The following is a 14,195-nucleotide window of genomic DNA, read 5'->3' as shown; positions in this document are numbered from 1 at the left end:
CTCCGTGAGCACCGGTGGCGAGCGTCGACGTCGGGTCGCGCGCCGATTCTCGGCGACCTCGTAACCCGCCATCGGTCGGGCATACGGGCGTCGCCGCCCCGGTTCTTGCTGATTCCAGCACCCGTCCGACTCGTAAGGTGGATACATGACCCTCTCGGTCGCCGTTTCCGGCGCTTCCGGCTATGCAGGTGGCGAAATCCTCCGCCTCCTCGCCGACCATCCCGACGTCGAGGTCCGCACCGTCACCGCTCACGCGAACGCCGGTCAGCCCCTCCTCGCCCACCAACCGCACCTGCGCTCGCTCGCCGGACTCGACCTTCAGCCCACGACACCCGAGGTGTTGGCCGGTCATGACATCGTCTTCCTCGCGCTGCCGCACGGTCAGTCCGCGCAGTACACCGACGCTCTGGCCGATACGCGTCTCGTGATCGATGCGGGAGCCGATCACCGTCTCGTCTCCTCCGTCGATTGGGCGGCGTTCTACGGCGGGGACCACCCCGAGCCGTGGGCGTACGGAGTGCCCGAACTGCCGATCGCCGGTGGCAAGCAGCGCGAGAATCTCCGCGCCGCGAAGCGCATCGCAGCTCCCGGCTGCAACGCCTCGACGGTGTCGCTGTCGCTCGCCCCCGGCATCGCCGCCGGAGTCATCGACGGACGCGACATCGTTTCGGTGCTCGCGGTCGGTCCCAGCGGCGCCGGAAAATCCGCCAAGACCAACCTCCTCGCGAGCGAGATCCTGGGTTCGGCCAACCCATATGCCGTTGGCGGTACACACCGGCACATTCCCGAGATCCGCCAGGCGCTGATCGCTGCGGGGGCCTCGGCCGACGGCATCCGGATCTCCTTCACTCCGGTGCTGGTTCCGATGGCGCGCGGGATTCTGGCGACGTCGTCGGCCCCCCTCGTGGAGGGAATGACGGATGCCGAGATCCGCGGCGCGTGGGAGAAGGCGTACGCCGACGAGCCCTTCGTCGAGCTGCTACCCGAGGGCGTCTTCCCGCGGACGGCCGACGTGCTCGGCGCGAACGTCGCCTCGATGGGTCTCGCGATCGACCGCGCGGCGAACCGGGTCACCGTCGTCGCTGCCGTCGACAATCTCGTCAAGGGCACCGCCGGCGCCGCTCTGCAGTCCATGAACATCGCGCTGGGCCTCGCCGAGACCACCGCCCTTCCCTTGAACGGAGTCGCCCCGTGAGTGTGACCGCCCCCGCTGGATTCGAGGCGGCCGGCGTCGCCGTCGGCTTGAAGTCGACCGGTGCCCGCGACGTCGCCCTGGTCGTCAACCGCGGACCGCTCAAGGTCGGCGCCGCCGTGTTCACCTCGAACCGCGCGAAGGCCAACCCGATCCTGTGGTCGGAGCAGGTGGTGAAAGACGGCGTGATCGAGGCGGTCGTGCTCAACTCGGGCGGAGCCAACTGCTTCACGGGCTCGTTCGGCTTCCAGACCACCCACCAGACGGCCGAACGCGCCGCCGAGCTCCTCGGTGTCGGCGCCGGAGACGTCGTCGTGTGTTCGACGGGTCTCATCGGCACCGGTGACGAGGTCTTCCGCGCGAAGGTGCTCGACGGGGTGCAGCAGGGCGTCGCCGCGCTGTCGTCCGATGGCGGCGAAGACGCGTCCCTGGCCATCATGACGACCGACTCGCGTCCGAAGCGTGCGGTGCACGTCGGCGACGGCTGGTCGATCGGCGGCATGGCGAAGGGCGCCGGCATGCTGGCTCCGGGTCTGGCGACGATGCTCGTGGTGCTCACCACCGACGTGGTGCTCGATGCGGCTGGAGCGGATGCCGCTCTGCGTCGCGCCACGCGCGTGAGCTTCGACCGGCTCGACTCCGACGGCTGCATGTCGACCAACGACCAGGTGACCCTGATGGCCAGCGGCGCCAGCGGCATCCGCGTGGATGCCGAGGAGTTCGGCGACGCGCTCGCCGCGGTGTGCGACGACCTCGCCGCGCAGCTGCAGGGCGACGCCGAGGGCGCCAGTCACGACATCACGATCCGCGTCGCCAACGCCGCGACCGAAGACGATGCCGTCGAGGTGGGTCGCTCGGTCGCGCGCAACAACCTCTTCAAGGCCGCGATCTTCGGCAACGACGCCAACTGGGGGCGCGTGCTCGCCGCCATCGGCACGACGCAGGCCGCCTTCGACCCCTACGACGTCGACGTCTGGATGAACGGCGTGCGCGTGTGTACGGCCGGTGGTCCGGACCGTCCGCGCGAGGACGTCGACCTCACCCCGCGGGCCACCGACCTCGTCATCGACCTCAAGGTCGGCGACGCCACCGCAACGATCCGCACCAACGACCTCACGCACGAGTACGTCCACGAGAACAGCGCCTACTCCTCATGACTCACGTCGATCTGCAAGACACCGATCCCGCCGAAGCCAGCGAGCGGGCGGTCACGCTCGTCGAGTCGCTGCCGTGGGTGCGCAAGTACCGCGACCAGGTCGTGGTGGTGAAGTACGGCGGCAACGCGATGGTCAGCGACGAGCTGCAGGACGCCTTCGCCGCCGACATCGCCTACTTGCGGTACGTGGGCGTGAAGCCCGTGGTCGTGCACGGCGGCGGACCCCAGATCTCGTCGATGCTGAACCGCCTCGACATCCCGAGTGAGTTCCGCGGGGGCTACCGGGTGACCTCGACCGAGGCGATCGGCGTCGTGCGCATGGTGCTCACCGGGCAGATCAACCCGCAGCTCGTGGCCAAGGTCAACGCGCACGGTCCGCTGGCGACCGGGCTCAGCGGCGAAGACGCGGGCCTGTTCGGCGGTCGGCGTCGCGGTGTCGTCGTCGACGGCGTCGAGCACGACCTGGGCCGCGTCGGCGACGTCGTCACGGTCGACCCGCAGCCGGTGCTCGATCACCTGGCCGCGGGGCGCGTGCCGATCGTGTCGAGCATCGCGCCCGACCTCGACAACCCCGGGACGTCGTTGAACGTCAACGCGGATGCCGCGGCGGCGGCCCTCGCGACGGCGCTCAACGCCAAGAAGCTCGTCGTCCTGACCGACGTGCCGGGCCTGTACGCCGACTGGCCGAACCGGGACTCGCTCGTGTCGCACCTGACCTCGAGCGAGCTGCGCACGATGCTGCCGACGCTGGAGTCGGGCATGATCCCGAAGATGCAGGCGTGCCTCGACGCCGTCGACGGGGGAGTGCCGACCGCGGCCATCATCGACGGTCGCGTGCCGCACTCGGTGCTCGTCGAACTCTTCACCAACAAAGGAATCGGAACGGAGGTGGTCGCGTGAACGCGGACACGACTCAGGAACCCGCGGCGACCCGCGCCCCCTGGCAGGAAGATGCCGGACGCGACCTCGTCCGTAGCTTCGGCGACCGCATGGCTCTGTTCGTCCGCGGTGAGGGCGCCTACATCTGGGACGGCGACGGCACGAAGTACCTCGACTTCCTCGCCGGGATCGCGGTCAACGCGCTCGGGCACGCCCACCCGGTGTTCGTCGAGGCGATCACCGCGCAGGCGTCGACCCTCTCGCACGTGTCGAACTACTTCGCCACGCCCCCGCAGCTGGCGATGGCGGCGCGCCTGAAGCGTCTCGCCGGAACGGGCGAGTCGGGCCGTGTCTACTTCGGCAACTCGGGCGCCGAGGCCAACGAGGCCGCGCTCAAGCTCGCGCGCCTGCACGGTCGCGGCACCGACCGCACCCGCATCCTGACCCTCAAGGGCGGCTTCCACGGTCGCACGATGGGGGCCCTGGCCCTCACCGGCAAGCCGGCGCTGCAGGCCGACTTCCTGCCGATGGTCCCGGGCGTCGAGCACATCGATGCCACGATCGAGGCCCTCGAAGCCGCGATGGACGAGCGCGTCGCCGCCTTCCTCGTGGAGCCCATCCAGGGCGAGGCGGGCGTCGTCGAGCTGCCCGAGGGGTACCTCCAGGCGGCCCGCGAGCTCACGGCCCGCCACGGGGCGCTGCTGATCATCGACGAGATCCAGACCGGCGCGGGTCGCACCGGCGCGTGGTTCGGTTTCCAGCACGCCGGGATCGTTCCGGATGCCATCACGGTGGCCAAGGGCATCGGCGGCGGCTTCCCCATCGGTGCGCTCATCACCTTCGGCGCGGCGAGCGACCTCTTCTTCCCCGGCACCCACGGCTCGACCTTCGGCGGAAACGCCCTGGGCACGGCCGTCGGCGGCGCGGTGCTGCAGGAGATCGAGTCGGCCGGCCTCGTCGAGAACGCCGCGCGGCGCGAGACGCAGCTGCGCGAGGGGATCGCCGCCCTCGGCTCGCCCCTCGTGGCGGGCGTACGCGGGCGCGGGCTGCTGCTCGGCATCGCACTGTCGAGCCCCGTCGCCAAGGCCGTCGTGGCCGCGGCGCAGCAGCACGGCCTGATCGTCAACGCCGCCAACGACGACACCATCCGCATCGCGCCGCCGCTGACGATCGGGGATGCCGAGGTGGCCGAGTTCCTCGAGCTGTTCGGCGCCTCTCTCGCCACCGTGTCCGACGCACTGATCATTGGAGCATCCGCGTGACCCGTCACCTTCTTCGCGACGACGACCTGAGCCCGGCCGAACAGGCCGAGATCCTCGACCTCGCGATCGAGCTCAAGAAGGACCGCTGGGCGCAGAAGCCGCTCGAGGGTCCCCAGACGGTCGCCGTGATCTTCGACAAGTCGTCGACGCGCACGCGCGTCTCGTTCGCGGTCGGCATCGCAGACCTCGGCGGCTCGCCGCTGATCATCTCGACCGCCAACAGCCAGCTCGGCGGCAAGGAGACCCCCTCCGACACCGCGCGCGTGCTCGAGCGCCAGGTCGCCGCGATCGTGTGGCGCACCTACGCCCAGGCGGGTCTCGAAGAGATGGCGCGCGGGACGCGCGTGCCCGTCATCAACGCCCTGAGCGACGACTTCCACCCGTGCCAGCTGCTGGCCGACCTGCTCACGATCCGCGAGCACAAGGGTGAACTGAAGGGTCTGACCCTGTCGTTCTTCGGCGACGGCCGCAGCAACATGGCGCACTCGTACGTGCTCGCCGGGGTCACCGCGGGCATGCACGTGCGCGTCGCCGCCCCCGACGATTACGCCCCGCGCGCCGACGTGATCGCCGACGCCGAGCGGATCGCCGCCGAGACCGGCGGATCGATCACCCTCGTCAGCGACCCCGAGGCAGCGGCATCCGGAGCCGACGTCGTCGTCACCGACACCTGGGTGTCGATGGGCAAAGAAGAGGAGAAGATCGCGCGCATCCGCGACCTGGGCGGGTTCAAGGTCACGACCGAGCTCATGACTCGCGCCGACGACGACGCGATCTTCATCCACTGCCTTCCCGCCGACCGCGGGTACGAGGTCGACGCCGAAGTGATCGACGGTCCGCAGAGCGTGGTGTGGGACGAGGCCGAGAACCGTCTCCACGCCCAGAAGGCGTTGCTGGTGTGGCTTCTGCGCCAGGGCTGACCGCGCACCTCCGCCGCTCCTGGACGCGCTTCGACGGGCCGGGGCGGCTGGTCGGCGTGGACCTGGCGCGCGCGCTCGCCGTGCTGGGCATGCTGGCCGCGCACCTGCTCGACACCGACCGGGTGCTCACCTCCGACCCCTCGACGTGGATCACCCTCGTCAACGGACGCTCGTCGATCCTGTTCGCGGTGCTCGCGGGCGTGTCGGTCTCGCTCGTGACCGGCGGTCGGCGTCCGCTGACTCCCGAGCGACGCCCGCGCGCCGCCGCCCGCTTGGCGCTGCGCGGAGCGGTGCTGTGGGTCATCGGCATGATGCTGGTGTTCACCGGCGTGCCGGTCTACGTCATCCTCCCCGCGTACGCGTTGCTGTTCGTGCTGGCGCTGCCCTTCCTCGGGCTGCGCGCGCGATCGCTGTTCCTCGTCGCGGCGGGCATCGCCCTGGTCATGCCGTGGATCCAGCCGGTGCTGGATGCGGCGCCGATCTGGTCGGGGCCGGCGGGAGACGACCTGTCGGCTGCCGTGGGCTGGCACTATCCGTTCCCGGTGTGGATCGCGTTCGTGCTCGCGGGGATGGGTGTGGGCCGGCTCGACCTGCGTCAGCTGTCGGAGCAGGCCTCGCTCGTGCTCGCGGGCGGCTCGCTCATCATCGTCGGCTATGGCGGGGCGCTGCTGACCGCGCCGGTCGTGACCGATCGCTACGCGCGGACCGTGCTGACGGCGGGAGATCACTCGTCGGGGCTGTGGGAGGTCATCGGCTCAGGCGGGTTCGCCCTCGCCACGATCGGGATCTGCCTGCTGCTGTGCCGCACCCCGCTGCGGTGGGTGGCCGTGCCGCTGCGCGCCGTGGGCTCGATGCCGCTGACCGCCTACGTCGTGCAGCTGCTGGTGTGGGCATTGGTGTCGCTCGAGCTGTTCGGCGACACGTCCGAGATCGTCGGGGTGCGCGAGTCGGGTCTGTTCTTCCCCCTGACGATCGGTCTCATCATCGGGTGCACCGCGTGGGCGCTGCTGGTGGGCCGCGGGCCGCTCGAGATGTTCATCGACGCCCTCGTGCGCGTCGTGGTGGGGGCGGATGCCACGACCCCGGGCCGACCGTCGTCCGCGGCGTCCGAGGGGGCCGACGTCTCCGGCGGTGTCGGTGGCCCTCGGTAGGCTGGGGGGATGAGCAGCGAGACCGGTCAGTCGACGAACGAGGGTGCCCTGTGGGGCGCCCGTTTCTCGGGCGGGCCGTCTCCCGAGCTGGCGGCGCTGAGCCGCTCCACCCACTTCGACTGGGACCTCGCGCTCTACGACATCCAGGGTTCGCACGCCCACGCCGCCGCCCTCGAAGCCGCCGGTTACCTCACGGCCGATGAGGCCGCGGCGATGCACGACGGTCTCGACTCCCTCGCCGCTCGCGTGATGGACGGCTCGCTGGTGGCCGCCCCCGGCGACGAAGACGTGCACGGCGCCCTCGAGCGCGTGCTCATCGAGACCGTGGGTGCGGCGGTGGGCGGCAAGCTCCGTGCCGGTCGCAGCCGCAACGACCAGATCGCCACCCTCGTGCGGTTGTACCTGCTCGATCACTCGCGCACCCTCACCCGCGAACTGCTGCGTCTGATCGACGCCCTGGTCGCTCAGGCCGAAGCGCACGAGAGCGCCATCATGCCGGGGCGCACGCACCTGCAGCACGCGCAGCCCGTGCTGCTCGCGCACCACCTGCAGGCCTACGGTTGGGCCTTCGTGCGCGGCATCGAGCGCCTGCGCGACTGGTCGGTGCGCGCGTCGGTGTCGCCGTACGGCGGCGGGGCGCTCGCCGGAGCGACGCTCGGGCTCGACCCGCAGCTCGTGGCCGACCGCCTGGGTCTCGCCCGTCCGGCCGAGAACTCGCTCGACGGCACCGCCTCGCGCGACGTCGTGGCCGAGTTCGCGTTCATCACCGCGATGATCGGCGTCGACCTGTCGCGCCTGGCCGAAGACGTCATCCTCTGGAACACGCGCGAGTTCGGCTTCGTCACCCTCGACGACTCGTACTCGACCGGGTCGAGCATCATGCCGCAGAAGAAGAACCCCGACATCGCCGAGCTCGCGCGCGGCAAGGCCGGCCGCCTGATCGGCAACCTGTCGGGTCTGCTGGCGACGCTGAAGGGCCTGCCCCTCGCGTACAACCGCGATCTGCAAGAGGACAAAGAGCCGGTGTTCGATTCGGTCCGCACGCTCGAGCTCGTGCTGCCGGCGTTCTCGGGCATGATCGCGACCCTCGTCTTCCACACCGACCGCATGGCCGAGCTCGCGCCCCAGGGCTTCTCGCTCGCGACCGACGTGGCCGAGTGGCTCGTGCGCCAGGGCGTGGCCTTCCGCGACGCGCACGAGATCTCGGGCGCACTCGTGCGGGCGTGCGAGCAGCACGGCATCGGCCTCGAAGACGCCGACGACGCCCTGCTCGCCTCGGTGTCGCCGCAGCTCACGCCGCAGGTGCGCGAGGTTCTCACCATCGAGGGCTCCGTCTCGAGCCGGACCGGGGTCGGCGGCACCGCCCCCGCGCGCGTGGGCGAGCAGCGCGAAGAGCTCGTGTCGCGGGCCCAGGCGGCCGCGCGACCGATCATCGACTGAATATCAGTCTTTTGCTTATCGTTTGCGAAGAATAAGTGAGAGACTTATCTTATGACCGTCACCGTCATCGCCGACATCGTCGCCTCGCGCCGCCTGCGCGACCGCGCGGGGGCGCAGCGCACGATCGCCGAGACGGTCGACAGAGTCCAGCACGATCTGCCGGTGGCGTCGAGCCCCCTGACGGCAGTCGTCGGCGACGAGCTGCAGGGGGAGTACCCGACCCTGTCCGACGCGCTCGCCTCGCTGCTGCTCGTGCGCCTCGCCCTCCCCGATGAGATCGACTGCCGCTTCGGCATCGGCGTCGGAGAGGTGCGTCCCATCGCCCTCGCAGAGCGCATGGTTCCCGAGGGTCCTGCCTGGTGGGCGGCGCGCGAGGCGATCGAACACGTCGAACGCCTGCAGCAACGCGCCGCGCCGCACGCGCGCACGTGGATCGTGGGGGCCGAAGGGGAGGATGCGACCATGTCCGAGACCATCGCGCTGGCCGCGGCCTACGCCCTGAGCCGCGACCAGCAGGTCTCGACCATGAGCGAGCGCACCCGCCGGCTCACCTACGGCCGGTGCCTCGGCAGATCGCAGCGCGAGCTCGCCTCCGCCGAAGACGTCAGCCAGTCGGCCGTGTCGCAGGCGCTCGCCGCCGCCGGGTCGACCGCGCTGGTCGAGGGCTTCCTCGCGCTGACCGCGCGGAGGTCGGCGTGATCGCCGCGGGCCTGCTGCTGGTCGCGGTCGGCGCGGTCGATCTGCTGCGGCAGATGGTCCGCTCGCGACGATGGATCGCCTTCGCCGCGGCGGCCGTGGCGCTCGTGCTCGTCTCGGCGGCGCTCGACGCGGTCATCGCCGGTCTGCTCGCGGTGGCGGTCGCCTCGATCTGGACCTGGGTCGTGCCCGAAGACGGACCGGCGCGCGCGGGACTCTGGCCCGTCGCGTTGCTCGCGCTCGCCGCCGCGGCGTGCGTCGTGATCGCCCCCGGGCGCGCGCGACCGGGTCTGTTGGGAGCGGCGTGGGCGACGTACAGCCCCGGCAACGCCGTGTCGATCGACGTCGTCGTGCTGGTGATCGGGTGCCTGGTGTTCCTGCTCGAGTCGGGCAACGCCGTGGTGCGGATCGCCCTGCGCTCCGAGATGGGCGGCCGGGTCGAACTGAACACCCGGCCCGTGGCATCCGGAACCGCCCCCGTCGGAGTCGACGCGGCGGCCCCCGTCGCCCCCGCGCCGGGGCTCAAGGGCGGTCGCCTGATCGGCCCCCTCGAGCGCATCCTCGTGTTCGTGCTCACCCTCACCGGCGCCTACACGCTGCTGGCCGCGGTGCTCGCGGCGAAGGGCATCGTGCGCTTCCCCGAGATCTCGCGCGATCGAGACGACGGCGACCGCGCCGAGTACTTCCTCATCGGGAGCCTCGTCAGCTGGGTCACGGCGCTGGCTGCGGCGTTCCTCGTGTGGTGGGGCGTGCGCGCCGGCTGACGAGCCCCGCACGGGGCCCGGCGGGCGCCGAGTACGGTCGACAGAGACACGGGGGAGTCGAGATGAGCAACGCACGACCGGGCTGGTACGACGCGGGCACGCCAGGGCGGGTCCGCTGGTGGGACGGAGCGCAGTGGACCGCGCACGAGGCGCCGGTCCCGGCGTCGGGTGCTCAGCCCGCGGCGCCGCCATCGACGGCGGCCCAGCCTGCGGACGCCCATCCCGTGGCGGCCCAGGCCGCGACCGCGCAGACCGCCGCGGCCCCGCAGGAGCAGGCCGTTGCGCAGCCCGGGTGGTACCCGACCCGAGCGGGAGAGCTGCGCTGGTGGGACGGGCGCGTCTGGACGGGCTCGCGTGTGCGCGACGGACGGCCGGGGATCGACTGGGCCACCATCGAGCAGCCGACGCTCCCCTGGGTGGCGGGGACGATCTTCCTCGCCCTCGCCGCGATGCAGACGGTTTCGGGCATCGCGTTCGGCGGGGTGTCGATCATGCCCGTGCTGTGGCTCGTGCTGTCGGGACTGTGGTTCGCGATGGCGATTCAGACGACCCTCGTGCGGCGCATCCCCGCTCCGACCGGCACCCCCGAGGCGCCCGCGGTCGTGCGACCGCTGCCCGGCGAGGCGGACGGGCCCGGCGCCGGGTGGTACCCGATCAGCCGCCAGGCCGGCAGGTGGTGGACCGGCACGCGATGGGCCGACTACGTCACCTCGCGGTTCGGGGTGCGACCGACCTTCCACGCGGCGCAGGCGCTGCTGACGCTGCGAATCGTCGCGTTCGCGATCGCCGCTCTCGCCGTCTTCGTGCTTGTCGCGGGGATCGTGGTGCTCGCCGTCGCCGGCGGCGAGACCGTGCGGACCGCCATCGGGTGGGTCCTCGTCATCGGCGCGATGCTGTTCGCGGGCCTGACCGCGGTGGTGCTCGCGATGGCCCGGACCCAGACCCGCCTGCTCCTGCTGCCGACCGACCCGCCCGCCGGCGTACCCACCGCAGACGGGGCCCGGCCCGCCTGACCGCCCGGGTCGCGGCATCCGGAGCCGTCCCGCCCCGCTGGTACCCTGAACCGGTGTCCACCTCCACCGATGCGGCGCCGCTGAGCGCCCTCGCACCCGCCAACGACCCGACGTTCGACAACGTCTGGGACGAGCTGCTGTGGCGCGGCCTGGTCCACGTCTCGACCGACCAGGCCGAACTGCGCGAACTGCTGTCGGGGGACCCGATCGTCTATTACTGCGGGTTCGACCCGACCGCCCCGAGCCTGCACCTCGGCAACCTCGTGCAGTTGCTGCTGATGCGCCGCCTGCAGCTGGCCGGACACCGCCCGCTCGGTCTCGTCGGCGGCTCCACCGGCCTGGTCGGCGACCCGCGGCCCACGGCCGAGCGCACGCTCAACACGCGCGAGACGGTCGCCGAGTGGGTCGCGATCCTGCGCGCGCAGGTCGAGCGCTTCTTGAGCTTCAAGGGCGAGAACGCCGCGCGCATCGTCAACAACCTCGACTGGACGGCACCGCTCAGCGCGATCGACTTCCTGCGCGAGATCGGCAAGCACTTCCGCGTCGGCACCATGCTGAAGAAGGACGCGGTCAGCGCGCGCCTCAACTCCGAGGCCGGCATCAGCTACACCGAGTTCAGCTACCAGATCCTGCAGGGCCTGGACTACCTCGAGCTGCACCGCTCGTACGGCTGCGTGCTGCAGACCGGCGGCAGCGACCAGTGGGGCAACCTCACCAGCGGCACCGATCTGGTGCGCAAGGTCGAGGGCGTTTCGGTGCACGCGATCGGCACGCCGCTGATCACCAACAGCGACGGCACGAAGTTCGGCAAGAGCGAGGGCAATGCCATCTGGCTGGATGCCGAGATGTGCAGCCCGTGGACGATGTACCAGTTCTGGCTCAACACCGACGATCGCGACGTCATCGAGCGCCTGAAGGTGTTCACCTTCCTCACGCGCGCCGAGATCGAGGAGTACGCGGCGCTCGTCGACGCGGAGCCCTTCCGCCGCGCGGCGCAGAAGCGTCTCGCCCGCGAGGTGCTGACGACGGTGCACGGGGCGGAGATCACGGAAAGCGTGATCGCCGCGACCGAGGCGCTGTTCGGCCAGGGCGATCTGACCGCGCTCGACGCCGATGTGCTCCGCAGCGCCCTGAGCGAGCTGCCGCACGCGACGGTCGCCGCCGGTACACCGGTCGCCGAGGCGCTCACCGCCACCGGCCTCTCGTCGAGCCTGAGCGACGCGCGCCGCGCGATCGCGCAGGGCGGCGTCTCGCTCGACGGCGAGAAGGTCGCGGGCGACGACACGGTCGTGCAGGGGACCCTCCCCGGCGGGGTGTCGGTGCTGCGCCGCGGCAAGAAGACGCTCGCGGGACTCTTCCTCAGCTGACATGCCGTTCACGCCAAGCCACGCCGTCGTCGCGCTTCCGTTCCTGCGCACACGGCTGGTTCCGGCGGCGATCGCGATCGGGGCGATGACCCCCGACCTGCCGCTGTTCGTGCGAGGGATGTGGCCCGACTACGGCCTGACGCACGACTTCGCCTGGCTGCCGCTCACGGTCGTCGTCGCCTTCGTGCTGCTGCTGGTGTGGCGGTGCGTGCTGCGTCCGGCGACGCGCGAGCTGCTGCCGCGACCGGTGGCGGAGCGGTTGCCGGCGCAGTGGGATGCCGGCGCCCGCGCGGCCCTGCGCGAGAGCGTCGGCGGGGGAGTCGTCGGCATCGTGTGGCTCGTGCTCTCGCTCGCGCTGGGAGTCGCCTCGCACATCGCGTGGGACCTGTTCACGCACGAAGGGCGGACGGGCGAACAGCTCGTCCCCGCCCTCGCCGACCGCTGGGGTCCCTTCTCGGTGACGAAGTGGCTGCAGTACGGGTCGGGGGTCTTCGGGCTGGCCGTGCTGGGGATCTTCGCGCTCGTGTGGCTGTCGCGGCACGCGCCCGAGCCCCTGCGGAGGGTGCTTCCGGATGCCGCCCGCTGGGCCTGGTGGCTCTCGCTCCCGGTCGCGTTGGTCGTGGCATCCGTCGTCGCACTCGGTCTGAACGGCGGGTTCGACGAGGAGTACACCACCACGCATCTCATCTACGGCGTGCTGACGAAGGTCGCCGCCGCGTGGGCTGCGCTGACGCTCGCTCTGGCGCTGTTCGTGCAGACGCGACGCGCGCGGTCGGTCGTGCGCGCGGCCTAGCGCTGCGCTGTCGGGAGGGGGCTGAGCCTGTCGAAGCCACCGGGCGGGCGCGGGGTCCGGTCCCTTCGACAGGCTCAGGGACCTGGGTGGCGGAGGGGGCTGAGCCTGTCGAAGCCACCGGGAGAGCGGTGTGCGGCGGGGGCCGGTCCCTTCGACAGGCTCAGGGACCTCGTCGCGAGGCTCGGCGACCTCGGTCGGGAGGTGGCTGAGCCTGTCGAAGCCACCGGGGTGCGCGACCTCGGCGGCGCCCGCGGGTCACACGGGCGCGGCGACGGGCGGCGGCTAGACTCGGGAACGTTATGACGAAGGCGGGAGACTCGGTGTCGGCGAGCACAAAGGGCAAGAAGACGGGCGCAGACGAGGTCATCCTCGGACCCACCGGTCGCCCCTACCAGGGGTTCCCCACCCCGAAGCCGCTCGACAGTCACGGCCCCGCCCGCATCATCGCCCTCTGCAACCAGAAGGGCGGCGTCGGCAAGACGACGACCACGATCAACCTCGCGGCCTCGCTCGCGGGTTACGGCCGCCGAGTGCTGGCCATCGACTTCGACCCGCAGGGCGCGCTGTCGGCGGGCCTCGGCATTCAGACGCACGACGTGGAGACGATCTACGACCTGCTGCTCGACACGAAGCGCGATCCGCGCGAGGTGATCGTCGAGACCCGGGTCGAAGGCCTCGACATCCTCCCCGCGAACATCGACCTGTCGGCGGCCGAGGTGCACCTGGTCAACGAGGTCGCCCGCGAGACGATCCTCGCGCGCGTGCTGCGCAAGGTCGCGTCCGATTACGACGTGATCCTCATCGACTGCCAGCCCTCGCTCGGTCTGCTCACCGTCAACGCCCTCACGGCGGCGCACGGCGTGCTGATCCCGCTCGAGTGCGAGTTCTTCGCCCTGCGCGGTGTCGCGCTGCTCGTCGAGACGATCGACAAGGTGCGCGACCGCCTCAACCCCGCGATCGAGCTCGACGGCGTGCTCGCGACGATGTACGACCCCCGCACGCTGCACTCGCGCGAGGTGCTGGAGCGCGTGGTCGAGGCGTTCGGCGACGACGTTCTCGAGACGGTCATCGGTCGTACGGTGAAGTTCCCGGATGCCTCGGTCTCGGGCATGCCGATCACGGAGTTCGCGCCCGAGCACGCCGCCGCCCAGGCCTACCTGCGGTTGGCGCGGGAGCTGGTCGCCCGTGGCGCCGTCGCCTGACGACACCGCCGCCCCCTCCGGTGGCTTCGACAGGCTCAGCCACCTCGCAACGGAGGTCCCTGAGCGTGTCGAAAGGCCCGGTATCCGCGCGCCCGGTGGCTTCGACGAGCTCAGCCCCCTCGCAACGGAGGCCCCTGAGCCTGTCGAAGGGCCGGGTACCCCGCAGACCGGTGGCTTCGACAGCCTCAGCCCCCTCGCAACGGAGGTCCCTGAGCTTGTCGAAGGGCCCGGGACCCGCGCGCCCGGTGGCTTGGACGGGCTCAGCCCCCTCGCAACGGAGGTCCCTGAGCCTGTCGAAGGGCCGGGTACCCCGCAGACCGGTGGCTTCGACAGCCTCAGCCCCCTCGCAACGGAGGTCCC

General features: G+C 71.4%; 13 protein-coding genes. All 13 read left to right on the top strand.

Translation table 11 applies throughout. From position 1 onward, the window contains the following. Positions 1-145: 145 nt before the first annotated feature. Positions 146-1,195 carry an N-acetyl-gamma-glutamyl-phosphate reductase gene (argC, locus tag FS769_RS00990; RefSeq protein WP_144828208.1) on the top strand — a complete coding sequence of 350 codons (1,050 nt, stop codon included), beginning with the start codon at positions 146-148 and terminating at the stop codon, positions 1,193-1,195. Next, positions 1,192-2,349 carry a bifunctional glutamate N-acetyltransferase/amino-acid acetyltransferase ArgJ gene (argJ, locus tag FS769_RS00985; protein WP_144828205.1) on the top strand — a complete coding sequence of 386 codons (1,158 nt, stop codon included), beginning with the start codon at positions 1,192-1,194 and terminating at the stop codon, positions 2,347-2,349. Before argC ends, argJ begins: the two co-directional genes overlap by 4 nt. After that, positions 2,346-3,248 carry an acetylglutamate kinase gene (argB, locus tag FS769_RS00980; protein WP_144828202.1) on the top strand — a complete coding sequence of 301 codons (903 nt, stop codon included), beginning with the start codon at positions 2,346-2,348 and terminating at the stop codon, positions 3,246-3,248. Before argJ ends, argB begins: the two co-directional genes overlap by 4 nt. Beyond that, the gene (locus FS769_RS00975) at positions 3,245-4,489 is read left to right on the top strand and encodes an acetylornithine transaminase (protein WP_144828198.1); all 1,245 of its coding nucleotides are present in this window, start codon (positions 3,245-3,247) and stop codon (positions 4,487-4,489) included. Before argB ends, FS769_RS00975 begins: the two co-directional genes overlap by 4 nt. Then, a complete protein-coding gene (gene argF / locus FS769_RS00970; protein WP_144828194.1) occupies positions 4,486-5,409 on the top strand; it encodes an ornithine carbamoyltransferase in 924 nt (307 codons plus the stop codon). The genes FS769_RS00975 and argF overlap by 4 nt, the downstream gene beginning before the upstream one ends. Then, positions 5,388-6,560, top strand: coding sequence for a heparan-alpha-glucosaminide N-acetyltransferase domain-containing protein (locus tag FS769_RS00965; protein ID WP_144828191.1), 1,173 nt, complete (start codon positions 5,388-5,390; stop codon positions 6,558-6,560). The genes argF and FS769_RS00965 overlap by 22 nt, the downstream gene beginning before the upstream one ends. 9 nt (positions 6,561-6,569) lie before the next feature. Continuing rightward, positions 6,570-8,000: an argininosuccinate lyase gene (gene argH, locus FS769_RS00960; RefSeq protein WP_144828188.1), complete on the top strand. Its 1,431-nt coding sequence runs from the start codon at positions 6,570-6,572 to the stop codon at positions 7,998-8,000. Positions 8,001-8,051: 51 nt separating this feature from the next. Next, positions 8,052-8,699 (top strand): SatD family protein, encoded by a 648-nt coding sequence (locus FS769_RS00955; protein ID WP_144828185.1) that lies wholly within the window; start codon positions 8,052-8,054, stop codon positions 8,697-8,699. After that, complete coding sequence (locus FS769_RS00950; protein ID WP_144828182.1) at positions 8,696-9,460, top strand: hypothetical protein; 765 nt, start codon at positions 8,696-8,698, stop codon at positions 9,458-9,460. Before FS769_RS00955 ends, FS769_RS00950 begins: the two co-directional genes overlap by 4 nt. Positions 9,461-9,522: 62 nt before the next feature. After that, on the top strand, positions 9,523-10,473 hold the full coding sequence (locus tag FS769_RS00945) for a DUF2510 domain-containing protein (RefSeq protein ID WP_144828179.1): 951 nt from the start codon (positions 9,523-9,525) through the stop codon (positions 10,471-10,473). A gap of 53 nt (positions 10,474-10,526) precedes the next feature. Continuing rightward, the gene (gene tyrS / locus FS769_RS00940) at positions 10,527-11,840 is read left to right on the top strand and encodes a tyrosine--tRNA ligase (protein WP_144828176.1); all 1,314 of its coding nucleotides are present in this window, start codon (positions 10,527-10,529) and stop codon (positions 11,838-11,840) included. A gap of 1 nt (position 11,841) precedes the next feature. Further along, entirely contained in the window at positions 11,842-12,633 is a 792-nt protein-coding gene (locus FS769_RS00935; protein ID WP_144828173.1) for a DUF4184 family protein, read from the top strand. Positions 12,634-12,932: 299 nt separating this feature from the next. Further along, positions 12,933-13,835, top strand: a complete 903-nt coding sequence (locus tag FS769_RS00930) for a ParA family protein (protein WP_230704418.1) — start codon at positions 12,933-12,935, stop codon at positions 13,833-13,835. Positions 13,836-14,195 lie beyond the last annotated feature (360 nt).

This window comes from Microbacterium sp. BH-3-3-3, from assembly GCF_007679045.1.
Classification (GTDB): Bacteria; Actinomycetota; Actinomycetes; order Actinomycetales; family Microbacteriaceae; genus Microbacterium; species Microbacterium algihabitans.
The sequence above is the reverse complement of the archived record's forward strand: the minus strand, read 5'-3'. Positions and strand labels throughout refer to the sequence as shown.